This is a genomic window from Marinobacter sp. G5_S1_61_S3 (assembly GCF_054968585.1).
On sequence record NZ_JBQKUK010000009.1, the window covers coordinates 41,573 to 64,863 of the forward strand.

The window sequence follows — 23,291 nt, forward strand, 5'->3', positions numbered from 1 at the left end:
CCGGGATACAGCCATCCAGATCTTAAGCGTTGACTTTTTATACACTTTTCAATGCCTCACCGGTGACCAGAGCATTCAGAAAATGGCAACCGGCTGTTTTAACCGAAAAATATCCAAGCTGGCTTTTTTCTTGCTAAAAACGCAGTCCGGAGACCACTCCGCAGGAAACGCGGGGTGAATATGGATATCTGTAAAAACGCAAGGAGAATGAAGTATGAAAGGATTTGACCACAAAATAGTGATTGGCCTGGGATTGGCCGCTGCAATGGCTGGGAACGCTTACGCAGCCCCCATCGTAAACGTCGTCAACTCTGACGGCGACCTCTACAACACCGAAATGCTGACCGGGTATTCAACCGACGGCTCGCTGATGGACGGCATGGAAGTCACTACTTGCTTTGCCAGCGCGACCTGTGAAACCGTGGCATTTGACGGTACGGTCGGCAGCTCTTCATACGGCGAAGCCATCGGTAGTGGCTGGAGCTTGTCTATCAATGGAGACACCTACAGCTCCCCGTTTACCTTCAATTCCGTTCAAGACGTCACCAGCATCGTATTGAACGGGCGCCCGGGAAACACGATCTTTGACATTGTTGGTAGCGACTCCCGCTCACCAGATTCAGCCCTGGGCAAGCCTTTTCGACTGTCCAATTCCGGCGATCTGACGGATAGCACAACCGTGAACGTTGAATACTCCGACAAGCTTTCCCTCGATGGTGTATTTTACGACGACCTGTTTACAACCATGGCTATCGATTTCGATGGCAGCCTGTTCTCAGGCATGTTCAGCTTCCTGAGCGATACTGACAACAACGATTTCGACGCCGGTAGCCCGATTACTCCGACCAACCCGGTTCCGGAGCCCAGCACCCTGGCCCTGCTGGGGCTTGGCGCCCTGGGTTTTGGACTGCGTCGCCGTAGTCGCAAGGCATAAGTAGAGCGCTTCGGCTCCGCAAGCTCGACAGGTGTTTTGCGGAGCCGGAACGTGGGCCTCCAGGCTCAAGCTGGTGGGGCTTTTAGCTTTCCAACCATTACCCTTCAGTTTATTGCCCGTAGATCCGAGGTGACGAAACTCAACGTCCCTCTCTCTAGCTCCAGCTCTTCTATCGCGAACCCATCCTCACAGAAAGACACGACGCTGAGGTGACTGTTAATCGCATAAAGAGAGTCCATAGAGTAACAATTGTAAGGCAGCGTCATTACCTTGCTTGTTATGTTCCCGGTGGTTTCATTGACGGCCCATATGTCGGGGTTGAGCAATCCCGCGGGGCTGAGCACATCCCTCTCGATGGAAGAGCTCATCGCCAGCACTTTTGCTCGGTCTCCGCCACGAGTCAGGTTCATCGACGTTGCATAGTAGGTTTCCGCGTTAGGCACAACCGGGCCACCGGGCCGGCCTACAATCAGGGTTCTGTTACGACCTGAGAAATCCAGGAAATTGACGAAAAGCAGTGATTCCGTTCGAGAAGCAACAAACGTAGATTCCACCGCCAGAACCAAATCGACCTCACCCGAACTCAGATCGACGGTATAGACTTCACCGAGAGGGTCTGAGCGATCAGCACCCTGAAAAGTCGTCCATAAAGCGATGGCTTTGTCGCCCATAACGACAACATCGTCGAGCGCCCAACCATCCGCAAACTTATCTGAGAAATCAGCAAACAAAGAGGCAGATCGATTGATTTCATCGACCTTGTGCAACACGCCACGGTCCGCGATGATTGTGTATTTGTCGTCCTCGATCAAAGAGAGTGACGCCAACCGGGCAGACTCAGAAAGTCCCGACAGCACAGGTTGTGCGCCTGCAAGACCGGAGTCCAACAGCATCGCAACTGAGGTCATCAAAAACTCGCCGTCACTGAGCACACCCACAAACGTCTCATCCCGTGTGGGGCCGGGTTCTGCCATGGGGTAGACTCTCGGCACCCAGGTGCTTCCCGCCACCCGCTTCAGCTCAGCGCCTGACTCTCCATACAGGATGATCGTCCTTTCGGCATAGTTATTGGCGACCACAAAATCGATATCGCCGTCGCCGTTGAAGAATACATCCGTGTAGGATGACACCCCATCCGCTTCCCAGACCTCGAACGTATTGGCTCCCAATGTCCACCAGTAATGCGTGTCGTCGGAATCAACCGAGAGGTCGCATGTCAGATTACCGCCGGACATCGCCAGATTGACAAGTCCTGTCGACAGGTCACTGTTCACGAAACCCTTAACGGAACAAGGTTCCTGCCCGCCACCAATATTCGACAGTTTGACACTTGTTCCATCAACGCGGCTGTGAATCGACACGCTGGTTGAGCTTGCGGTTACGGCGGCTGGAGCGAACAGATTGTCGGTAAAGACACCCCCGGCAAATACCTGCCCACCCACCTTATCCCCTGCCTGCACATAAGCCAGCGAGTGAGATTCAAGATTACGACGATAAACCCGTGGGTTCTCGTTCGTGCCTCGTAAGGAATAGTCGTGCTCAATATAGCCATCCAGTTCAGGCAGGGATTTCGCCCTCACTCCGGGGCCAGCATTGTCTTGCCCAGCTTGCGAAGAATTCGATGATGAGGAGGACCCACCGTCACCACATCCAACCAATGCCAAGGCGATTGAACAAACAATAAGAGGAAGGCCAGACGGACCGAATGGTTGCGACATTTTTCACATTCCGTTGAAATTTAAGCGTTTATCCCTTTTATCCAAAGAGCTTACAAGCGCTGAATTCTGGAATCGTGAAACCTGTCGCAACCAGCGTCACAATTATATCAAGGGCACCCTCACCCAACCTTCCATAAGCACTCGCGCGCTGCGGCTCATGATGGCTTTGGTGGCTGTCCACTGGCCGTTGACCAGACTGGCTTCCGCACCAACCTGCAAGGTGCCTGATGGGTGGCCGAAGGTCACGGAGGTTCTGTCACCGCCGCCAGCGGCCAGGTTAACCAGAGTTCCCGGTACGGCAGCTGCGGTAGCAATAGCAACGGCGGCTGTTCCCATCATCGCGTGGTGGAGCTTACCCATGGAAAGGGCCCGCACCAGCACGTCCACATCCCCTGCCCCAATGGCTTTGCCACTGGAAGACACATAGTCAGAAGGCTTTGCCACAAACGCCACCTTGGGCGTGTGCTGGCGGCTGGCGGCCTCTTCTACGGACTGAATCAGTCCCATTTTGACAGCACCGTGGGCGCGGATGGTTTCAAACATCGCCAGGGCCTCGGGATTGCTGTTGATATCGTCCTGCAGTTCCGTGCCCTTGTAGCCAATGTCTTCTGCATTCAGGAAGATGGTGGGAATGCCGGCATTGATCATGGTGGCCTTGAGGGTGCCAACACCGGGTACTTCCAGGTCGTCAACCAGGTTGCCGGTGGGGAACATGGCGCCTTCGCCATCGGCGGGGTCCATGAATTCCACCTGGACTTCGGCCGCCGGGAAGGTCACGCCGTCCAGTTCGAAATCACCGGTTTCCTGCACTTCACCATTGGTGATGGGAATGCGGGCAATGATGGTTTTCCGGATGTTGGCCTGCCAGATGCGAACCGTGGCAATACCGTTTTCTGGAATGCGCTCTTGAGCGACGAAACCACCATTGATGGCAAATGCGCCGACGGCGGCGGTCAGGTTGCCGCAGTTCCCGCTCCAGTCGACGAACGGCTTGTCGATGGATACCTGACCAAAGAGGTAGTCCACGTCGTGGCCCGGTTGTGTCGGCTCGGCCAGGATCACGGTCTTGCTGGTGCTGGAGGTAGCACCGCCCATGCCGTCGATCTGCTTCTGGTAAGGGTCCGGGCTGCCGATCACACGCAGCAGAAGGTTATCCCGGGCTTTGCCCGGGACTTGTGCCGCTTCCGGCAGATCCTTCAACCGAAAGAACACGCCCTTGCTGGTGCCGCCACGCATGTAGGTAGCGGGAACTTTTATCTGGGGCGCGTGGGTCATGCGGCGCCCTCCGATTGCAGGAAGTCCTCGGCAAAGCGCTGAAGCACGCCACCAGCACTATAGATAGACACTTCTTCCGCTGTATCCAGACGACAGATCACGGGCACACGCTCGGTGCTGCCATTGTTGCGATGGATAACCAGAGTGAGTAGCGCACGCGGTGCAGCTGTGCCCTCTACGTCATAGGTTTCAGTACCATCAATACCCAGGGTTTGCCGCGTGGTGCCTTCCTCGAACTGCAGGGGCATAACGCCCATGCCGACGAGATTGGTACGGTGAATGCGCTCAAAGCCTTCGGCAACGATGGCTTCCACACCCGCCAGGGCCACGCCCTTGGCCGCCCAGTCGCGGGAGGAACCCTGACCATAGTCGGCGCCAGCGATGATGATCAGTGGCTGCTTCCGCTCCATGTAGGTTTCGATGGCTTCCCACATGCGGGTGACCTTGCCTTCCGGCTCAACCCTCGCCAGGGAGCCCTGCTTCACCTTGCCATTCTCGTCCCGGACCATTTCATTGAACAGTTTCGGGTTGGCAAAGGTGGCGCGCTGAGCCGTCAGGTGATCGCCCCGATGGGTGGCGTAGGAGTTGAAGTCTTCCTCAGGCACGCCCATTTTATGCAGGTATTCGCCGGCTGCGCTGTCCATCAGGATGGCATTGGACGGCGACAGGTGGTCGGTGGTGATGTTGTCCGGCAACACTGCCAGCGGGCGCATACCCTTGAGGGTTTTCTCGCCTACCATGCCACCTTCCCAGTACGGCGGGCGACGAATGTAGGTGCTCTGGGGGCGCCAGTCGTAGTTCGGGTTGGTGTTGGCGTGCGCATCCCGGGTGATGTCGAACATCGGAATATAAGTGCTGCGGAACTGCTCCGGCTTCACACTGGACTTCACGATGGAGTCAATTTCCGCATCATCCGGCCAGATGTCCTTCAAGGTAATGGGGTTGCCATCCTTGTCGTGCCCCAGGGCGTCTTTTTCGATGTCGAAGCGGATGGTGCCCGCAATCGCATAGGCCACCACAAGCGGCGGCGATGCCAGGAACGCCTGTTTAGCGTAGGGGTGAATGCGGCCGTCAAAGTTCCGGTTGCCCGAAAGCACGGCGGTGGAATACAGGTCCCGATCAACAATTTCCTTTTGGATCTTCGGGTCCAGTGCGCCACTCATGCCATTACAGGTGGTGCAGGCGAAAGCCACTACGCCGAAGCCGAGTTCTTCCAGCTCGGACATCAGGCTGGCTTCTTCCAGATACATTTTTACCGTCTTTGAGCCCGGCGCCAGGGAAGTCTTTACCCAAGGCTTGCGAGTCAGGCCCAGCTTGTTGGCATTACGGGCGATCAGGCCTGCGGCCACCATATTGCGGGGGTTACTGGTATTCGTGCAACTGGTAATCGCGGCGATGATGCACGCGCCGTCCGGCATCTTGCCCTCTTCTTTTTCCCATTTGCCGGCAACACCGCGCTCAGCCAGTTCGGAGGTGGGAAGATGCGCGTGGGGGTTAGACGGACCCGCCAGCGTACGGTGTACCTTGGACAGGTCAAACGTCAGCACTCGCTCGTATTCGGCGTTTTTCATGCTGTCGGCCCACAGGCCTGTCTCTTTGGCGTATCTCTCAACCAGGGCGACCTGTTCGTCTTCACGACCGGTCAGTTTGAGGTAATCGATGGTCTGGCCGTCGATATAGAACATCGCCGCCGTGGCACCGTATTCCGGAGTCATGTTGGAGATGGTAGCCCGGTCACCTACGGTCAGGCTGTCGGCGCCTTCGCCGTAGAATTCCAGGTAGGCACCTACCACCCTTTCCTTACGCAGGAATTCAGTGATAGCCAGCACCATGTCGGTACCGGTGATTCCTGGTTGCAGCTTGCCCTTGAGCTCCACACCCACGATGTCTGGCAGGCGCATCATGGAGGCGCGGCCCAGCATCACGCTTTCGGCTTCAAGGCCGCCCACGCCCACGGAGATAACACCAAGGGCGTCTACCATTGGCGTGTGGCTGTCGGTTCCCACGCAGGTATCCGGATACGCAATACCGTCACGGTTCTGAACCACCGGCGACATCTTCTCCAGGTTGATCTGGTGCATGATGCCGTTGCCCGGAGGAATCACATCTACGTTCTTGAACGCCGTCTTGGTCCAGTTGATGAAGTGGAAACGGTCGTCGTTGCGGCGGTCTTCCACGGCACGGTTTTTCTCGAACGCGTCTTTCTCGAAACCAGCATGCTCAACGGCCAGCGAGTGATCCACGATCAACTGGGTGGGCACCACCGGATTGACTTTCGCCGGATCACCACCCTTTTCCTTGATGGCATCGCGCAGGCCAGCCAGATCTACCAGGGCCGTCTGGCCAAGGATGTCATGGCAGACCACGCGGGCCGGGTACCAGGGAAAATCCAGGTCCCGTTTGCGTTCGATCAGCTGCTTGAGGGAATCCGTCAGTGCCGACGGGTCACAACGACGAACCAACTGCTCCGCCAGGATCTTGGAGGTGTACGGCAGTCTGTCGTAGGCGCCAGGCTGGATGTCTTCCACAGCCTGACGGGTGTCAAAATACTCCAGGTCGGTGCCCGGGAGAGGTTTGCGGTAATCAATGTTCATGGGCGGTACTCAAATTCTGGTTTATCGGATTACGGCCGCTCGTCGATCGGCACCCACTTCGAATCCGCCGGGCCATCGTAATCGGCACTTGGGCGGATGATGCGGTTGTTCTCACGCTGCTCTTTCACGTGGGCGGTCCAACCAGACACACGTGACATCACGAAGATGGGGGTAAACAATTCGGTCGGGATACCCATGAAGTGATAGGCGGAGGCATGGAAGAAGTCGGCGTTGCAGAACAGCTTCTTCTCGCGCCACATGACTTCCTCACAACGAACCGATACCGGGTACAGAACGGTATCACCCACTTCCTTGGCGAGCTCCTCGGACCATTTCTTGATGATGGCGTTGCGGGGATCAGACTCCCGATAGATCGCATGGCCGAAGCCCATAATCTTCTCTTTGCGCTCCAGCATGCCCAGCAGGCCTTTCTCGGCTTCGTCCGGGGTCTGGAATTTCTGGATCAGCGCCATGGCCGCCTCATTGGCGCCACCGTGAAGCGGGCCGCGCAGGGTACCAATGGCACCGGTCACGCAGCTGTGGATATCCGACAGGGTGGAAGCACACACACGAGCCGTGAAGGTAGAGGCGTTGAACTCATGCTCTGCATAAAGAATCAGCGACACGTTCATAACGCGCTCATGCAGTTCGCTGGGTTTCTTGCCGTGAAGCAGTTCCAGGAAATGGCCGCCAATGGAATCCACGTCGCTGGCGGTATCGATACGCACGCCTTCATGGGCGAAGCGGTACCAGTAGGTGATGATGGCCGGGAACAGCGCCAGCATGCGGTCGATCTTGTCGTTCTGCTGGCTGAAGTCGGTCTCCGTTTCCAGGTTGCCCAGCATGGAGCAGCCGGTGCGCATCACATCCATGGGGTGAGCGTCTTTGGGAATATGCTCCAGTACGGATTTCACGGCGTATGGCAGTTCACGCATACTCACAAGCTTTTTCTTGTAGTCCTCAAGCTCCTGCCGGTTAGGCAGCTTGCCGCGCAACAGCAGGTAAGCCACTTCTTCAAACTGGGCGTGGTCCGCCAGATCGCTGATGTCATAGCCACGATAGGTCAGGCCGGCACCGGACTGGCCAACAGTACACAGCGACGTTACGCCAGCCACCTGGCCGCGAAGACCTGCGCCTCCGAGTTTTTTTGCTTCAGCCATGGTTTTCCCCCTCATCAATGTTTGGATTTTGATTAACCCTTTTTCTGCTGGAACAGCTCGTCCAGCTTCTGTTCGAAATCGTGGTAGTTCAGGAAATCGTACAACTCCATCCGCGTTTGCATAAGATCAACCACGTCTTTCTGGTCACCTTTCTCGAGGATGTTTTCGTAAACCGTCAGTGCAGCCTTGTTCATGGCGCGAAAGGCACTCAATGGATACAGCACCATACCGGCGCCGGCTTCTGCAAGCTCCTTGCGATTGTACAACGGCGTGGCACCGAACTCGGTAATATTGGCCAGCACCGGCACGTCCAGGGCTTCAGAGAAGGCCTTGTAGTGCTCCAACTCGGTCACCGCTTCGGCAAAAATGCCGTCGGCGCCCGCCTCTATGCAAGCCTTCGCACGCTCAATCGCGGCGTCCAGACCTTCCTTCTGGAACGCGTCGGTACGAGCCATGATGAAGAAGTCATCGTCCTGACGGGCATCCACGGCGGCCGTGATGCGATCCACCATTTCTTCCTGGGAGACGATTTCCTTGTTCGGTCGGTGACCACAGCGTTTCTGGGCCACCTGATCTTCGATATGGACTGCCGCTGCGCCAGCGCGTTCCATCTCGCGAATTGTGCGAGCAATGTTGAAGGCGCCGCCCCACCCGGTATCGATGTCTACCAGCAGCGGGACGTCGGTGGCCGCAGTGATACGGCGGACATCCTCGACCACATCGTTCAGAGTGGTCATGCCCAGATCCGGCAAACCATAGGACGCATTGGCAACACCGCCGCCGGACAGGTAGATGGCCTGATGACCGACCTTTTCCGCCATCATCGCAGTATAGGCGTTGATGGTGCCGACGATCTGTAGGGGGTGGTTTTCTTTCAGGGCTTTGCGGAAGCGTGCGCCTGGGGATAGTGTTTTGGACATGAGTAACCTCGTTATTTGGGGTGACGGTTCTAGATCGTTAAATCGCCTTGCTGAATCTTTTTCTCGATGTTTTTGCGGGCCGCATGGATGTGTCGTTTCATCAGGAATTCCGCCAGCTCGCCGTCACGCTGGGCGATGGCTTCAACAATCCTGCGATGCTCCCCCAGCGCCATGTGAGGGCGCCCGGATGAGGTGCTCAAACGGTAACGATACATCCGGACCATATAGTAAAGATCACCCAGCAGCATTTGCGCGAGTTTGGTGTTGCGACTGCCGGTGGCAATTCGGTGATGGAAGTCGTAGTCGCCTTCCGCCTGATAGTAGGCCTGGCCCTGGGCTTGTTCGATCATTCGCTCATGGCTATCGAGGGTGGCGGACAGGTCAGCGATTTCCTGATCGGTCATCCGCTCGGCGGCCTGACGGGCGGCGAGCCCCTCCATGGTTTCGCGAATGCGGTAGAGCTCCATGAGTTCATCAGCGCTGACTGAGACCACCTTTACCCCGGCGTGGGGCCGGCGCACCAGCAACCCTCGGGATTCAAGGCGGCCAAGCGCCTCGCGAAGCGGGCCACGGGTAAGATTGAAACGGGAGCAAAGTTCGACTTCGCCGATCTTTTCGCCAGGGGCAAGGTCGCCCTTAACGATGGCCGTTTGCAGACAATCGAAGGCTTCATCGGCACGGGTATAGGTTTGGGCGATAGCTTCCGGCATATTTTGTCAACAATAGTGACTGGAATTACCGGAAATCTACGCCCTAACTCGATTATTGTCAACAATCCAGGATTGCCTGGCAGCGTAATTGTTGACAGAGCGGCAGCCTTCACCGCCCAGAAGCAAGGCTAATAGAGCGTGCGCTCGTCCTTCGGAGGCGGCGTGTACTGGTACAACCAGGTTTCGGTAAGCACCTGGTTACCGAGTTTGAGCTGAAGACGCAGGTCAATCGGTTCCAGGGAGTCGTCGGGCACAAGGTCAAACATCGCCCGATAACCACCAATGGAGTCCAATGGCCGCGCAGAGGTGATTTCCACCTCCCCACGGCTGGCCGTTATCACCGGCTCTACCTCTGCATCGTCCCCCACCAGCGGCAGCGCGCCGCCGGCAAAGTCCACGGCAAACCGCCAGGAGAAATATTTTCGCTCCTTCCCGACAACGCCCCCCAATCCCGTACGTGTTGCCTGGACCGTGGCCAGCTCCTCTGGCTCCATCGGCGGCTCGCCCCCCCATGACAACGTGTAGGAATAAAGATACTCCTGCCCCGGCTCCATGGGCTTCTCGGGGTGCCAGAAGGCGACGATATTGTCGAACGTCTCGTCCTTGGTGGGAATCTCCACCAGCATCACGCTGCCTTTGCCCCAGTCATCGTGAGGCGTGACCCAGGTGCTCGGACGTTTCTCGTAGAACACGCCGTCGTCCTGGTAGTTGGCAAACCGGCGGTCGCGCTGCAGCAGGCCAAAGCCACGAGGATTATTGTCAACAAACGTATTTACCCGCAGGGAGCGAGGATTGACCAGTGGCCGCCACAGCCATTCGCCCTGCCCGTTCAGGATCGACAGCCCGTCCGAATCGTGAATTTCCGGGCGCCAGTCATAGGCCATACGGCGATCATTCTCACCGGTCTGGTACATACTGGTCAGTGGCGCGACCCCCACCCGCTGAATGGGTTTTCTCGGGTATATCGCCGCATCCACGCTCATCACCATGTTCCGTCCCGGGGTCAACGTAAAGGCAAAGGCACCGGTCGTGCTGGGTGAATCCAGAAGTGCATAGACCACCATGTTCTGGCTGCCCGGTTTCGGTTTCTCCAGCCAGAAGGCCGAAAACTGCGGGAACTCTTCCCCGCTTTCCAGTGCGGTGTCGATCGCCAGGCCCCTGGCGGAGAGCCCGTATTGCATCTCTGACCCAACCGCCCGGAAGTAGCTGGCGCCGAGGAAAGCGGCCAGGTCGCGCTCGTAGTCCGTGTGGAAGTGAACACGGAACCCGGCATAGCCAAGATCCTCCGGCAGGGTTCCCAGGGGTTGTTCACCCTCATATCGGAAGTATTCCGGCTTGTACGCAAGCTCCCGGGCCTCGCCATCTTCCACTTCGTGGATGCGCACCGGGGTTTTGAAGTAGAGGCCAAGATGGAAAAGCTGCACCTGGAACGCATTGTCGTCGTTACGCCAAAGCGCTTCTTCGGGGCGAAAGCCGATCGCCTGGTAATCGTCCCAGGACAGATTCTTCAACGAGCCGGGCAACTCCCCTTCATGTGACACCCAGGGTTCACCGGCCAAGGCCCGCGCATGGCCTTTCAGCCACGCGTAACTGAATGGCTTGGGCTCACCAACCTCGCCCGCCACGCTGGAACCACTGTACATCAATGCCGAGAGGGGCAGTGCCTGGGCTCCCGCCAGACTGACGAAGGTTTTGATCAGTGTGCGTCTGTCCATGTCATGCTCCCGTCTAATATTGAAGCCTTTACTCTTCAGGTTTTGTCTTGCCCAGACTGGATATTCGCCGTCCCCAGAAACTGTCCGGCGATGAACGCCAGGCAAGCTGGTGCAGTTCCGCCAGTGCCGTGCGGTCACGGAACACTTGGCTGAGTTCGTTCCGGGACAATGACTCCGGCCCTTTGTCGGCGAGTCGTCGTACCAATGGCGCCAGCAACTCCGCCCTTCTGGGTTGGCGATCGGCGCGCGCCAAAGTGAGATGAAGCTGGTTCAGTCGCGGCCGTATCACGGCGGCCTCCACAGCGGTAATCACCGGAACCTCATCACTCTCGGCCCTTGCGCGTCTGGCGTCGTTCAATACCGCGACTGGTGTAAGCTCTTCCGGTATCACCAGTAATCCTTTTTTCCGAAAGGCCCGCCCCAGCCCTACACGGCTGAGCACCACCGATGTCGGGGCTGCCAACACAAGCGGCACCGCTACGGGCAGGGACCAGAGGAAAAACATGGGGTCCAGGCTCCAGGCGAAGGCGGACCAGCCAGCGCCCACGAGCATGCCGGGAAACTGGGTCAGAAAAGCGTCCCGCCATGTCGTTTCTTCGGTACGGTTCTGCCCTGCCCAGGACAAAGAGACGTTGAGAAGAGCGCCAAGAACATATCGGCTGTGGGCCATCATCCTGACCGGAGCCAGCAGCACGGACACAACGATTTCCAGCATCACACTCAGAAATAGCCGCCAGACACCTCCGAAGCCCCGCACAAGGCCGTGGATTACAGCATCAAAGATGGCAAGAAACTTTGGCAGGAACAGCAGCGATAGAGTGCTCAACGCAAGCCCGATAGCCCATTCCGGCCGCCATTCCGGCCATAGGGGGAATAGCCCCTGGTGCCCTTCTGGGAAGTAATTGATGCTGGCGACGGTCATTTGCACGGCTTCAACGGTCGTCAGAATCAGAAACGCCAACCAGAGCGGCGACGCCAGGTACGCCATGATGCCGTTCAGCAGCGCCATCCGGTGGGCCAGACGCAGCTTCCGACCGAACAGAAGGATCCAGAGATGCTGGAGGTTGCCCCTGGACCAGCGATTATCCCGGGAAAGCTCATCCGAAATGGTGGGCGGTGATTCTTCAAAACTGTTCCCAAGCTCAGGCTCAAGCCACACCTCATAACCCGCGCGCCCCATGTAGGCCGCTTCCACAAAATCGTGACTCATGATGGGCCCGCGAAAAAGCCCGAAGCCCCGTAGTTTGCGAAGACCGCAGTGCGCCATGAATGGCTCGACACGCAGAATGGCGTTGTGGCCCCAGAAAGCAGCGTCTCCCATCTGTATGGCTGCCAGACCGGTGGCAAACAACGACGAGTAAAGGCGATTCGCGAACTGCTGCACTCTGGCAAAGAGAGACTCACCGTTGATAATGGTGGGTGCGGTCTGCAAGATACCCACGTTGGGTTCCCGCTCCATCAGCTGCACCATTTTCACGATGGTTCCCGCGCTCAGCAGGCTGTCGGCATCCAGAACAACCATATAGCGGTAACGACGGCCCCAACGCCGCAAAAAGTCCGCAACGTTGCCGCTTTTGAAATTGAGATTGACGCGCCGTCGACGATAGAACAGCCGCCCCTCGGCCCCCAACTCTTCGCACAACCGATGCCACTCGGCCTGTTCCTGTAGCCAGACGTTCGGGTCCCTGCTGTCGGAGATGATATGAAACTCAAAGCGGTCCAGGTGCCCGGTCCGCTCAATATCCTGATAGACAGCCTTCAACCCACTGAGTGTCCATTGCACCGGCTCATGGTAGATCGGCATAACGATGGCGGTTTTGGCCAACGCCGTGTTTTCCAGTTCCGACTCCGGATGGCGCTTGAGAAGACTGTGGCGATCTCCCCCTACCAGCCTGAGCACAAAGCCAAACACGGCCGTCCAGAACCCCACTGCAATCCACATATAAAGGAGGATGAAAAGCGAAAGCAGGCCGAGCTCCACCCATGTGCCGCCGTGATACGGCAGAATCCAGAGCAGGAAGTAACTGGCAACAACGGTTTGCCCAACCACAAACAGTGTCAGGAAAAAACGACGCACTGTGGCGGTACGTCGCCAGGTTCCCGAACGCTCGATTGGGGCTGCATTAACGACCTCAGTCATGGGGGTAGTACCCCAGGTGGCCGCGCATGAGGGGTGGAATGGGCGCCGGTATGTCCATTCCCGGCAAGTTGAAGTAGTCCGGCACGAGTTCAATACACCGGGCGGGCAAGTCTGGCCCATCACCTTCTGTCATGGCACCGTCAACCAAACGCAACACCTGTCGACAGGTTTCCGCGTCCAGTTCCACGCCATCGTCGCGCAGATAGGTCATGACCCTCTCGATTGCCTGCTGGCATAAGGTTTCCGGCATGAACAAATCTCCGCTCTACTGTTTCTGGCCAAGCCCGGAATCCGGGCCGATGGAATAGGTCCAGGTCTCGGTCAGTGGCTCATTATCAAGCAGGAGTTGTCCTCGGAGCACCGGAGCCTTTTCACCGACGGGGCGCACCAGCATCGACAGTCGCCAGGTGCCATCCGCCTCAACGTACTCAACGAAATGCTCTATGATCTCAACGGCATCGCTGTTTCCGCTGCCCTCACTGACCTTACTGACGATGGCTGCATTAGGCTTGAGATCGTCCAGTGGCCCTCCTGCAAAATCAACAATGATTCGGTAGGCCCCCTCTTCCGTGCCGCCTCCGGGACGATTGCCATCTCCAACAAACGTTTGCAGTGCACGCCCGGTGTCCTGCCCGGATACGTCCTTGTCGCCAAAACGAAGGCTGTAGGCAAACGCCCGATGGTCACCCTGCTTTACTGGCTCCTTCGGTTTCCAGAAGGCAACAATGTTGTCGTTGGTTTCCGCGTTGGTGGGGATTTCAACCAGCACGACCTCGCCGTTCGACCATCCCTGCCTTGGCGCAACCCACGCACTGGGCCGTTTGTCATATCGAGCCTCGGCGTCCTCAAACTGGTCAAACTGGGTATCCCGCTGCATCAAACCGAAGCCAGCCAGGCGATCAACCTGAAGGTAGCTGAGCCGGAGGCGCGATGGGTTCGTCAGAGGGCGCCACAACCATTCGCCCGCGCCCTGGTCATGAATCAGCAGTCCGCTTGAGTCGTGCACCTGGGGCCGCCATTCACCCCGGGGCCTGGCAGTATTTTCGCCGTAGTAGAACATCGACGTCAGTGGCGCCAGGCCCGGTTGGTCCACCGGGTTGCGGTAGAACAACTCAGCAGTGACATCGATACGTGTGGTTTTGCCAGGCTGGATATCGAAACGGTAGGCGCCGGCGACGCTAGGGCCGTCCAACAGGCCGTAAACCCGCATACGTTCACTGCCACCTCCCGGCCGTTCAAGCCAGAATTCAACAAACGATGGCACCTCCTCTCCGGAGGGCAGTCCGGTGTCTATCGCTATACCCCGCGCCGACAGGCCAAAGTGATTGTCGGCACCCACGCCCCGGAAGTAGCTTGCGCCGGCGAAGACCAGAAATTGATTCTGTTCGTCGCCACGGCCCATCGGGTACGTGAGTTTGAAGCCCGCATAGCCCAGGTCCGCGGGAACCCTTTTGGCGAGTTCCGGGTCCGGGAAGCTGAACCCGGATTTATCAAACGGGATGGGTTTTACACCGTCGGCATCCACTTCATTCAACTTGACGGTATGGGTGTAATAGCTCCCCGGTGGCACCATCATCACCTGGAAACGGGAGCGCCCTTCCCGCCAAAGGCTGGCTTGTGGATTGAAGCGGATGGATTGGTAGGCTCGATAGCTCAGGTTCCTGAGAAAGCCGGGCACCGAAGGTGGTGGCTGATACTCACCTTCAGCTCTTGCTTTGGCCTTGTCCACTATTTCCCTGAACTCAAGCGCCCCCGCCGCATGGGCGTAGAGCAGCCCCGGCAATATCAGGCCGATCAGCCATCGTTTCCCTGAATGCATGTAGCTCCTACCTCAAAAATGTCCATCGACTTTTTAATGTAGCACTTGCGACCGGCGCCGTCTCAAGTGACATCTTCGTAAGGCAGGTTGGCCGCAGGGGGCCCGAGAGGCTTCAGGAGGGAGCTAGAACGTCGTTGGCAAGCAATCAGATACCCATGGTGAGGGAAAACCGAACGTCCGGGCGTTCGGGCATCGTCATGGCCATCGTGGAAGCACGAATCATACGGCCGACGCTGACATTCGCTGTGAAAGCCCGGCCCTCGAACTTCAATGACACCTGGCCAGCAGATGCCCGGCCGTGGCGGTCGGACTGGGTCTCAGAGTATGGAACCCAGCCGTGCAACACCGCAAAATTCACGCTGGAAAGCACACCGTCCATAAACGGCATCTGCCAGGAGGGGCTGGCGGTATCCAGGCGCAACCAGCCACCCCGAACAACCGATACGGATTGCCCGTTAAAACCGGCGATCATGGAGGGGCCTGCGACGGTCAGATACTCCGACACCGGAAGATCTTCATCAGCGAACTGGTAGCGTCCGTGAATCCGCCAGCGCCACCGATAGAGCTCCTGTTCCAGCGAAGCGGACATCGCCACTTTATAGAAGGCGTCTTCGCGACCAACATCGTCCTGCAACCGATAATCGGTCGAACTGTACTCGCGACCGCTCACCGCCAGAAGACCGGTGCTGGCCTGCAAACCATCCCAAAGCTCATGACCGCCCTGCGCCTTGAGACCGACTGAGGACAACTCGTAGCGGCTCTCCGATACCAGGCTCCCCTTCTCCATAGCGCGACTGTCTCGACCGGTATGGTGGGCAACACCATCAAACGCCAGACCAAACCGTGAAAACAGCGGCCGACTGGCCCCGACACCCACAACACTGGATTCGCCACTGGCATTGTAGCGCCTGTCACCACTGGTAACGGCGTGGCTGTAGTAAGAACTTCCGGTTTCCACGGTTACTTGGTTGGCGCCGGCCGGAAAGCGGTAGCGAAACGAGGTGGCGTTGACGTCCGAGCGGTTCTTGTGGGACCGGGCATCGCGATAATGAAACCCGATTGCATCGCTGCTACCGACCAGGCTGTCAGCAGACACACCGATGTCCCCGTCCATTCCGTCGCTGTTCAGGGAGGTTTTGCCGGAAAACTTCAATCGGGATCTTAGCCAGTGTTCACGCTCATCGCGGAACGCATTCACGGTGCCCTCAAAATTATCGGCGTAGGGTTTCCAGCCATTACGCAACCAGGAACCCGATGATTCCGCGTACAAAGGTTGGCTGAGAACGCACCAAATCAGTGCGAACAACAGGGAATGTCTCAATGTTTCTGATCCTGCCAGTGAGCGCCGACCGCCTGTCGCTGCGAATACCGGTTATTCTTAAAAAATCGTCACTGCGGAATGTATTGCATTAACGCCCTTAAATCCATCACTGGTTGCCAAAATTTACAAAGTTAATCTTCAAAGAAAACAGATGATTACAAAGACCTCTGAAAGTTTTTTCTATAGATTTCAACAGGCCGGAGGTATTGAGAACTGGTGCCACTTATTACCAAATTCTACATTTCGCTACCGAGGCCTCCATTTGGGTCACTAACTTGGTTACACTTGGCACAATTCGTGAGTCAGCCTACACGGACGACTGACTTCAAACAGGCCGTGACCGAAACGAAATAAGGACGAACGTTATGATCAAGAAGTGTCTCTTCCCTGTTGCCGGCTACGGCACCCGCTTCCTGCCAGCCACCAAAGCCATGCCCAAGGAAATCCTGCCCATTGTGAACAAGCCCCTTGTTCAATACGGTGTGGAGGAAGCTGCAGAAGCGGGGGTTCACGAGTTCGGTTTCGTTACCGGTCGTGGTAAAAGGGCCATCGAGGATCACTTCGACATCAGCTATGAGCTTGAGCACCAGATTGCCGGCTCGGGCAAGGAAGACCTGCTTACCTCCATCCGGGATCTGATCGACAATAACTCGTTCGCCTTTACCCGCCAGAACGAAATGAAAGGTCTCGGTCACGCCATTCTCACCGGTCGCAACCTTGTTGGCGACAACCCATTCGCGGTTGTACTGGCGGACGACTTCTGCGTGGCTGACGGCGCCGAAGAAGGCGTACTCGCCCAGATGGTTAAACTTTACAACCAGTTCCGCTGCTCCATCGTTGCCATTGAGGAAGTACCGGAAGACGAGACCCACAAATATGGCGTCATAGCGGGCGAGTCGATGAAAGACGGCCTCTATCGCATCACCGACATGGTCGAAAAACCATCGCCGGAGAACGCCCCCAGCAACCTTGCGATTATCGGTCGCTATATCCTCACGCCCGATATTTTTGACATCATCGAGCGCACGGCGCCCGGCAAGAACGGTGAAGTTCAGATAACGGATGCGCTGCTGGAACAGGCGAAGAACGGCTGTGTGCTGGCGTATAAATTCAAGGGCCGCCGGTTTGATTGCGGCAGTATTGACGGGTTTGTGGAAGCAACCAACTACGTTTACGAAAACATCTACAAGAAAGGTAAGTAGGCGCCTATTTGCCGAGGATTTGCAGGATCATGCGCCGGTTTTCGCCGGAGGTTTTCCGGAACCGGCGCAGCAGTTCCATTTCCTCCTCTGAAAGTTGAATCCGGCTGATTTCACGCTCCAGTTCTTTCAGGGCCGTTGACAGGTCATCGCCCTGGCTGAACGCCAGGCCTGGCAACTCCAACTGGCCGGTGTCCCCGGCGTCGTCCAGATCCAGCAGGTCTTCCAGTGGGGTTTCCGTCTTCAGGCAAAAATCCAGTAACTCGGTGACACCCGGCCATGCCCGCTGCCTCGCATCAGTCGATTCCCAACTCACCACCCGCGCCTCGTCCACTCCGCACATTTCTGCCACGTCCCCGCACGACAACTGCCCGGCTTCCCGAATCTGCCGCAGGCGGCGGTTAAAGGTTTGCAGGTACCGCATAGGAGTGTTCTCTGCCGTGGTTAGTCTTGTGGCCTGATGGCACTTTCGGTGAATCAAACCGGAAATGTAACGTACATATAGCTTTACACACAATCTACCTATAATGAATCCATAAGCAACGGAAATAACTTGGTATGGCGGCAAAAGCACTGGATAAGAACACCGCATGGGAGCTGGTACTGGACGCAGTGAACCGCAGCAATGTGACACTCTCATTGCCGGGCAGTGACAAGCCAGCACTGGATATAGGCCAGAACGGCGAATGGGAACTTCGACTGCCAGCAGAGCTCGACGCACGCAACCTGCTGTCGGTTTTCCTGCCTCTGTGCTGCCCGGTTGCTCAAGGCTCGCGCTCGCGGGTTGTCGGCCAGATGGGGCAGAGCCTGGACGGACGTATCGCCACGGTGACCGGCGCTTCCAAGTTCATCAATGGCGAGGATGGCATTACCCACCTGCACCGCTTGCGGGCTGTGTCGGAAGCGGTCATTGTCGGCGCCGGAACCGCATCCACCGACAATCCCAGGCTGACAGTCCGCAAGACGTCCGGCATTAATCCGGTCCGGGTGGTGATTGATCGCAACCATCGGGTTCCGGACAGCCATCACCTGTTCAGCGACGAAGCATCCCCTACGCTCCGCCTCGTCGCAGGGGACTACCACGCCGGCGACAAGCTGACACCCCGCCACGGCGTAACAGATGTGCCCTGCCTCGGGCAGGATGACACCACGGACCCTGCCCATATACTCGCGGTTCTCGCGGACTTTGGCCTTCGCAGGATTTTTGTGGAGGGCGGAGGGCTTACCGTGTCTGAATTCCTGAATGCGGACCTGCTCGACCGGCTGCATGTCATGGTCGCCCCCATGATCATCGGCAGTGGGCGCCCGGCATTTTCACTGCCGGAGATCAAGAAACTCGACAGCGCCCTGCGCCCGAAGGCCCAGATGGTGGACCTGGGCAGTGACATGCTGTTTGACCTGGATTTCACTCGTTCGACTGTCGACGAGTGAACACGAACAGCACGCCCGGAAGGCTCGACAACAGAACCGCCAACCCATAGCCGACACTGAGTGCAACACCCTGCTCTGCCGGAATCCCAGCCATGGGCCAGAGCAATGCCGCAGCACCCTCGCGCACCCCCCAGCCTGCAACAGTGACCGGAATGGCCATGACCAGCAGCAGAAGGCTGCAAAGAGACGTCAGAACCAAAGCCATGTGCGGGTCACTCCAATAACCCGCGCCCAGAGCCAGCAATGAGAACACGGCCAGGTAACTGGCCACCACACCGGCGGAAGACACCAACTGGACACCCACGGCCGGCCACTCCAACAAGGCTTTGCGCAAGTCCCGCCGCAGCGTATGGACATAGTCTTTCGCGCGCTGCCAAATACTTGTAACCAATACCACTGTGGCCGTCAGGCCTGCCAGCAACAGCAGCGCCCGTTCGCCATATTCCGAGAGGGCTTCGAGCATTCCGTATCGGTACCAGACAAGCCAAACACCCAGGCTCAGCGCCACAGCTATCATCACCAGTTGCCCGGACATTCTCTCAATCATGACGGCGTGAGCGGACGCAAGGCGCTCACCGGAGTCGAGACTGTGACGCCAGGCCCGATTAACATCGCCCATCACCCCGCCAGGAAGCACCTGATTGAGAAAAGTGGCAAGGTAGTACTCCCGCACCGCAACAGCCATGGGCAAGACCAACCCAAGTCGCCGGGCGGTGTAACGCCAGCGCCAGGCTGAAAGCACCACCTGCGCAACGGATACCACCATGGCTGCCAATAACGACAGTAATGAGAACTGCGCCAGTTCCCGCCAGAGCACGCCCAGATCCAGGAAGTAGCCAGTCGCCAATAGCAACAGCAGGGTGAAACCCCAGCGCAGGTAACGGGTTCGGAGCAGGCGTCGCACGTCAGGCAACGCCGTCTCTGGCTGGCCGGGCAAACAAGTCTTCATGTTCCACGCGGATTGACAGGCTCTGCTCATCAGCCTGCTTCAGACGCAGGCCAAACCAGCGCTCGGCCCGCTGACGTTCGCTCGGCGACTGTTGCATCACCGCGTCACGCCAGCCCTCAAGCAAGGCGCGCTGAAGTGCACTTTGAGCAGGCGTCAGGCGCCACGGGCTTGGAGCAACAGACACCTGATAGTCCCGCAATTCGAGCTGTTGCTTGAGGTAATTCGTCGCCGATGGCCCCAGCGCGGCACCAGTCCCCTTATCGTTGTGCTGGTGCTCGTTGACGGTCTCGCGTATCCAGTCGTCGTCCTGGTCTGCCGGCGACAGCTCGACATTCCCCGCGTAACTCAGAACGATAAACACGCCGGCATTGTGTCTGGTGGCGGCTACCGCCAATGCCTCTAGCCAGTCTTCCGACATCAGGTCTATCAGGGCCGAAGCTGTGATCAGCCGGGTGCCATCCGGAATCTGCCCGGCAAGCCGCTTGGCGTTCAAGTGACAGGCATGGGTTTCCAGCGGGACATCAAGGTGTTGCAGTCTCTCTCCGGCAAGGGCAAGCAGGTGTTCGTCCTGGTCCAGTAGCACCCAGCGCTGGGGTACCGTCATGGCCGGCACAAGGTAACGGGCGTTGGAGCCAGTGCCGGTACCCAGATCCACCACCAGCAGTGGTGGTGCGTGATGACCGCTCAGAACGCCCGGGTGACAATAGTCCTGTTCCGCCCAAACCAGCACCTCCGAGAGCAGCCTCTTGTTACGAGCAAGGTGGTCTGCCGGCTCACGCAGTGCCAGCCAGTCGCTGTCGAAGGTGGTAGGGTCCGGTGGCGGCAGCAGGTCTTCCAGTGCCCGTTGGAAGTCAATGGCGGTACTCTGCCAGCTTCGCAGGGAGCGCGCCGCCTGCTGTGCCTGGGTAGCCGCCTCGCCAAGCGCGCCGGGGTTAGTAAGCCAGTCTTCCAGGCACGCCCGCAACCCTGCGACATCGCCGGTTTGATACTGCCGGACGCCAGGCCGCAGGCCTGTGGTGGAAAGGGCACCCCCATCCGTGGTGATCACCGGCAACCCCGCGGCAATCGCCTCATCAATCACCATTCCATACCCTTCGTAAACGGACGGCAGCACAAAAACATCAGCGTTACGATAGGCGCCGGCAAGCTCAAGGTCGTCCAGCTCCCCCAAAAGACTGATCCGATGTTCAAGCCCCAGGTTCGCAATGATACCGCGAAGCTCGTGGGCATAGCGCTCGTCGCGATCCAGCGAGCCTGCCAGGGTGCAGTGCCATGAACAGTCCCGGAGATCACTTAACGCTTCAACCAGATGGTGCTGTGCCTTGCGCGGCGACAGGTGGGCAACACAGAGCAGATGAATCGTGGGGCCCTGGGCTCTTGTTGGCTGGGTTTCAGCGCCAATACCGGCAATGGTGTCGGCGCCCGGCTCAACCACGCGGATGGCCGTGGCCGGTACGCTGTAGTCTTTCAGTCGGTGCGCGGTGTGGGCACTGGTCGTGATTACCCCGGCCACCTTTGACAGCGCCCGACGCTCTACCCGGAAAAGCCAATCCTGCAACTCTTGCGTCAGCCCCGTTTCATCCGCCAGGGCGTGGTGGACCAGCGACACAACCCGCAAACGGGATGCATGGTTGGCGATCACGTCCGGAAGCCCGCCCATGGCCAGGCCATCAAGTACCACCACCGAATCATCCGCAAGGTCGGCAAGCAACCTGTTCATGGATGCTTCCGCCATCCGGTCTGGCACCGGGAAGCTGCCACAGAGCCCGGAAACAAAGGCATCCACGCCGTTATCCCTGAGCCCTGCGACAACACGCTGAACGTACCGGTAGCCTCCGGTTTTCTGTTCAGGATCCCCCGGGACAACGAACAACACCGACGTTAATGGCTCAGAGTTCGCCATGGTAGCTGGCCCAGGCAATATGGGATTCGCCAAGGGTGACCTTCATCGAACACAGGCCTTTGCCGGTTTCACCCAGCCGGCCCTGGCGGATCGCCGCGGCCAGTCGGTCGAACACCGTCATCGCCATGAATTCGGTGGTGGTATTGCGATTGGCAAATTCCTCGATATCGTCCAGGTTCTTCATGTTGAACTCGGCAATCACCGACGACAACACCTCGGACGCCAGCCCGATATCGACGATCAGATCGTCGTTGTCGAGGGCTTCCCGCTCGAAGGAGACATCAACCACGTAGGTGGCGCCATGCAAGCCCTGGGCGGGGCCGAAAATGTCACCCTTAAAGCTGTGGGCGATCATCATGTGGTCTCTGACGGTAAGGCTGAACATGGGTTTTGGGTCCTCGATACGGATGATGGGAGTCAATTGTCGGGGTATACGATACGGTGACAGAGAGTGTCGGAGGCCGTTCCGCCAGCTCTGTTTCCAGCAAGTGCCGGCATAACCTCCGGCAGCGATTCGAAGGTGGTTTCGCCGCTGATCAGGCAGTCCAGGACATCATCCCGCAGCAGCTCCAGGGCCAGCACCATTCGATCCCGATGGCGCCAGCGTGGCCGCTGCTCAGGATGCAGGTTACCAACCTGGCTAGACCGTATCGTCAGCCGACGGGAATGGAATGCCCGGCCCAGGGATACCGGCACTGGCTGCTCGCCGTACCAGCTCATCTCAATAATTCGCGCTTCCTGTCCCGCCAGCGCAAGAGCGGTTTCAAGACCCGTTGGGTGGCCGCTGGCGTGGATGACCAAGTCATGATCGTCCTGTCGGCATTGGGTCTGGAAATCCAGCCCCAGGGTGTGCGCAACCGTTTTACGCTGTGGATTGGTGTCCACGGCGGTAACCCGGGTACCTGGTATGCGGCTGGCAAGCCACGCAACCAGCAGACCAACGACGCCAAGGCCAACCACTGCGACCCGCTCTCCCACTCGTGGTGAAGCATCCCACAGGCCGTTAACCGCGGTTTCCATGTTGGCGGCCAGCACTGCCCTGGATTCCGGAAGACCGGATGGAAGAGGTACCACGGCGGATGCAGGAACCTGGTAGTGCTCCTGATGAGGAAACAGGCAGAAAACCGACTGGCCAGTCAGGGCCTCGGGGCCCGAAACAACACGGCCTACGCTGGCATAACCATATTTGACCGGGAAGGGAAAATCGCCTTCCTGGAACGGGGCACGCATCGAATCGTATTCCGACGGTGGCACACGGTTGTTGAAAACCAATGACTCGGTTCCACGACTGACGCCCGAGTATAGCGCTCGCACAGACACCGCTGGACTGTCAGCGTCGGTCGCCGAACAATGATCGTAGGTTGCTGGGAGAATGGCCCCTTCCCCGGGCCCGGTCACCCAAAATGCGTTTGTCATATCGTCTGTTTCCTTACAGCGCACGTAACTCACTATAGTATACGCAGGCTATAGTACACGCGGCCTTGCCAGCTATAGTGCATACAG

At 58.0% G+C, this 23,291-nt stretch carries 19 protein-coding genes; 3 read left to right on the top strand and 16 right to left on the bottom strand.

Annotation, left to right across the window (positions count from 1 at the left end; all coding sequences use genetic code 11):
• The first annotated feature begins 214 nt into the window (after window positions 1-214).
• Entirely contained in the window at window positions 215-934 is a 720-nt protein-coding gene (locus ACTRWH_RS10230; protein ID WP_201296229.1) for a PEP-CTERM sorting domain-containing protein, read from the top strand.
• Between the two features lie 104 nt (window positions 935-1,038).
• Here ACTRWH_RS10230 and ACTRWH_RS10235 read toward each other — a convergent pair whose 3' ends face one another.
• From ACTRWH_RS10235 to ACTRWH_RS10285, 11 genes are all read right to left on the bottom strand, one after another.
• On the bottom strand, window positions 1,039-2,652 hold the full coding sequence (locus ACTRWH_RS10235) for a hypothetical protein (RefSeq protein ID WP_127401468.1): 1,614 nt from the start codon (window positions 2,650-2,652) through the stop codon (window positions 1,039-1,041).
• Window positions 2,653-2,754: 102 nt separating this feature from the next.
• Window positions 2,755-3,927: a 2-methylaconitate cis-trans isomerase PrpF gene (gene prpF / locus ACTRWH_RS10240; RefSeq protein ID WP_462826383.1), complete on the bottom strand. Its 1,173-nt coding sequence runs from the start codon at window positions 3,925-3,927 to the stop codon at window positions 2,755-2,757.
• Complete coding sequence (gene acnD, locus ACTRWH_RS10245; RefSeq protein WP_462826384.1) at window positions 3,924-6,521, bottom strand: Fe/S-dependent 2-methylisocitrate dehydratase AcnD; 2,598 nt, start codon at window positions 6,519-6,521, stop codon at window positions 3,924-3,926. Before acnD ends, prpF begins: the two co-directional genes overlap by 4 nt.
• Before the next feature lie 29 nt (window positions 6,522-6,550).
• The gene (gene prpC, locus ACTRWH_RS10250; protein WP_462826385.1) at window positions 6,551-7,681 is read right to left on the bottom strand and encodes a bifunctional 2-methylcitrate synthase/citrate synthase; all 1,131 of its coding nucleotides are present in this window, start codon (window positions 7,679-7,681) and stop codon (window positions 6,551-6,553) included.
• 32 nt (window positions 7,682-7,713) lie between these two features.
• Entirely contained in the window at window positions 7,714-8,601 is an 888-nt protein-coding gene (gene prpB, locus ACTRWH_RS10255) for a methylisocitrate lyase (RefSeq protein WP_036205398.1), read from the bottom strand.
• A 29-nt stretch (window positions 8,602-8,630) separates the two neighbouring features.
• Window positions 8,631-9,311, bottom strand: a complete 681-nt coding sequence (locus ACTRWH_RS10260; RefSeq protein ID WP_036205397.1) for a GntR family transcriptional regulator — start codon at window positions 9,309-9,311, stop codon at window positions 8,631-8,633.
• Between the two features lie 128 nt (window positions 9,312-9,439).
• Window positions 9,440-11,026, bottom strand: coding sequence for a glucan biosynthesis protein (locus tag ACTRWH_RS10265; RefSeq protein ID WP_462826386.1), 1,587 nt, complete (start codon window positions 11,024-11,026; stop codon window positions 9,440-9,442).
• Between the two features lie 28 nt (window positions 11,027-11,054).
• Window positions 11,055-13,166, bottom strand: coding sequence for a glucans biosynthesis glucosyltransferase MdoH (gene mdoH, locus ACTRWH_RS10270; protein ID WP_462826387.1), 2,112 nt, complete (start codon window positions 13,164-13,166; stop codon window positions 11,055-11,057).
• Window positions 13,159-13,416 carry a hypothetical protein gene (locus ACTRWH_RS10275; RefSeq protein WP_036205395.1) on the bottom strand — a complete coding sequence of 86 codons (258 nt, stop codon included), beginning with the start codon at window positions 13,414-13,416 and terminating at the stop codon, window positions 13,159-13,161. The genes mdoH and ACTRWH_RS10275 overlap by 8 nt, the downstream gene beginning before the upstream one ends.
• 15 nt (window positions 13,417-13,431) lie before the next feature.
• Window positions 13,432-14,985: a glucan biosynthesis protein G gene (locus ACTRWH_RS10280; RefSeq protein WP_126812407.1), complete on the bottom strand. Its 1,554-nt coding sequence runs from the start codon at window positions 14,983-14,985 to the stop codon at window positions 13,432-13,434.
• 145 nt (window positions 14,986-15,130) lie between these two features.
• Window positions 15,131-16,291 (bottom strand): ShlB/FhaC/HecB family hemolysin secretion/activation protein, encoded by a 1,161-nt coding sequence (locus tag ACTRWH_RS10285; protein ID WP_156105470.1) that lies wholly within the window; start codon window positions 16,289-16,291, stop codon window positions 15,131-15,133.
• 380 nt (window positions 16,292-16,671) lie between these two features.
• On the opposite strand from ACTRWH_RS10285, the gene galU reads away from it, so the two are divergent.
• On the top strand, window positions 16,672-17,508 hold the full coding sequence (gene galU, locus ACTRWH_RS10290) for a UTP--glucose-1-phosphate uridylyltransferase GalU (protein ID WP_228209727.1): 837 nt from the start codon (window positions 16,672-16,674) through the stop codon (window positions 17,506-17,508).
• 4 nt (window positions 17,509-17,512) lie between these two features.
• On the opposite strand, the gene ACTRWH_RS10295 is transcribed toward galU, so the two are convergent.
• The gene (locus ACTRWH_RS10295) at window positions 17,513-17,929 is read right to left on the bottom strand and encodes a helix-turn-helix domain-containing protein (protein ID WP_036205391.1); all 417 of its coding nucleotides are present in this window, start codon (window positions 17,927-17,929) and stop codon (window positions 17,513-17,515) included.
• A 134-nt stretch (window positions 17,930-18,063) separates the two neighbouring features.
• On the opposite strand from ACTRWH_RS10295, the gene ACTRWH_RS10300 reads away from it, so the two are divergent.
• Window positions 18,064-18,936 carry a dihydrofolate reductase family protein gene (locus ACTRWH_RS10300; RefSeq protein ID WP_462826388.1) on the top strand — a complete coding sequence of 291 codons (873 nt, stop codon included), beginning with the start codon at window positions 18,064-18,066 and terminating at the stop codon, window positions 18,934-18,936.
• Here the strand turns inward: ACTRWH_RS10300 and ACTRWH_RS10305 are convergent.
• From ACTRWH_RS10305 to ACTRWH_RS10320, 4 genes are read right to left on the bottom strand one after another with little or no spacing between them, the layout of a single operon-like run.
• Window positions 18,911-19,840: a lysylphosphatidylglycerol synthase domain-containing protein gene (locus tag ACTRWH_RS10305; RefSeq protein ID WP_462826405.1), complete on the bottom strand. Its 930-nt coding sequence runs from the start codon at window positions 19,838-19,840 to the stop codon at window positions 18,911-18,913. The genes ACTRWH_RS10300 and ACTRWH_RS10305 overlap by 26 nt on opposite strands.
• 1 nt (window position 19,841) lies before the next feature.
• Entirely contained in the window at window positions 19,842-21,788 is a 1,947-nt protein-coding gene (locus tag ACTRWH_RS10310; protein ID WP_462826389.1) for a glycosyltransferase, read from the bottom strand.
• A complete protein-coding gene (locus ACTRWH_RS10315; protein ID WP_036205386.1) occupies window positions 21,775-22,173 on the bottom strand; it encodes a 6-pyruvoyl trahydropterin synthase family protein in 399 nt (132 codons plus the stop codon). Before ACTRWH_RS10315 ends, ACTRWH_RS10310 begins: the two co-directional genes overlap by 14 nt.
• Before the next feature lie 32 nt (window positions 22,174-22,205).
• Window positions 22,206-23,204 (bottom strand): zinc-dependent alcohol dehydrogenase, encoded by a 999-nt coding sequence (locus tag ACTRWH_RS10320; RefSeq protein WP_379865234.1) that lies wholly within the window; start codon window positions 23,202-23,204, stop codon window positions 22,206-22,208.
• Window positions 23,205-23,291 lie beyond the last annotated feature (87 nt).

Coding starts and splice junctions, on each gene's coding strand:
- ACTRWH_RS10235 (WP_127401468.1), bottom strand. CDS start 2,652: ATGTCGCAACCATTCGGTCCGTCTGGCCTTCCTCTTATTGTTTGTTCA.
- ACTRWH_RS10230 (WP_201296229.1), top strand. CDS start 215: ATGAAAGGATTTGACCACAAAATAGTGATTGGCCTGGGATTGGCCGCT.
- ACTRWH_RS10300 (WP_462826388.1), top strand. CDS start 18,064: ATGGCGGCAAAAGCACTGGATAAGAACACCGCATGGGAGCTGGTACTG.
- ACTRWH_RS10275 (WP_036205395.1), bottom strand. CDS start 13,416: ATGCCGGAAACCTTATGCCAGCAGGCAATCGAGAGGGTCATGACCTAT.
- ACTRWH_RS10315 (WP_036205386.1), bottom strand. CDS start 22,173: ATGTTCAGCCTTACCGTCAGAGACCACATGATGATCGCCCACAGCTTT.
- galU (WP_228209727.1), top strand. CDS start 16,672: ATGATCAAGAAGTGTCTCTTCCCTGTTGCCGGCTACGGCACCCGCTTC.
- ACTRWH_RS10320 (WP_379865234.1), bottom strand. CDS start 23,204: ATGACAAACGCATTTTGGGTGACCGGGCCCGGGGAAGGGGCCATTCTC.
- ACTRWH_RS10310 (WP_462826389.1), bottom strand. CDS start 21,788: ATGGCGAACTCTGAGCCATTAACGTCGGTGTTGTTCGTTGTCCCGGGG.
- prpF (WP_462826383.1), bottom strand. CDS start 3,927: ATGACCCACGCGCCCCAGATAAAAGTTCCCGCTACCTACATGCGTGGC.
- ACTRWH_RS10295 (WP_036205391.1), bottom strand. CDS start 17,929: ATGCGGTACCTGCAAACCTTTAACCGCCGCCTGCGGCAGATTCGGGAA.
- acnD (WP_462826384.1), bottom strand. CDS start 6,521: ATGAACATTGATTACCGCAAACCTCTCCCGGGCACCGACCTGGAGTAT.
- ACTRWH_RS10260 (WP_036205397.1), bottom strand. CDS start 9,311: ATGCCGGAAGCTATCGCCCAAACCTATACCCGTGCCGATGAAGCCTTC.
- ACTRWH_RS10280 (WP_126812407.1), bottom strand. CDS start 14,985: ATGCATTCAGGGAAACGATGGCTGATCGGCCTGATATTGCCGGGGCTG.
- prpB (WP_036205398.1), bottom strand. CDS start 8,601: ATGTCCAAAACACTATCCCCAGGCGCACGCTTCCGCAAAGCCCTGAAA.
- mdoH (WP_462826387.1), bottom strand. CDS start 13,166: ATGACTGAGGTCGTTAATGCAGCCCCAATCGAGCGTTCGGGAACCTGG.
- ACTRWH_RS10265 (WP_462826386.1), bottom strand. CDS start 11,026: ATGGACAGACGCACACTGATCAAAACCTTCGTCAGTCTGGCGGGAGCC.
- prpC (WP_462826385.1), bottom strand. CDS start 7,681: ATGGCTGAAGCAAAAAAACTCGGAGGCGCAGGTCTTCGCGGCCAGGTG.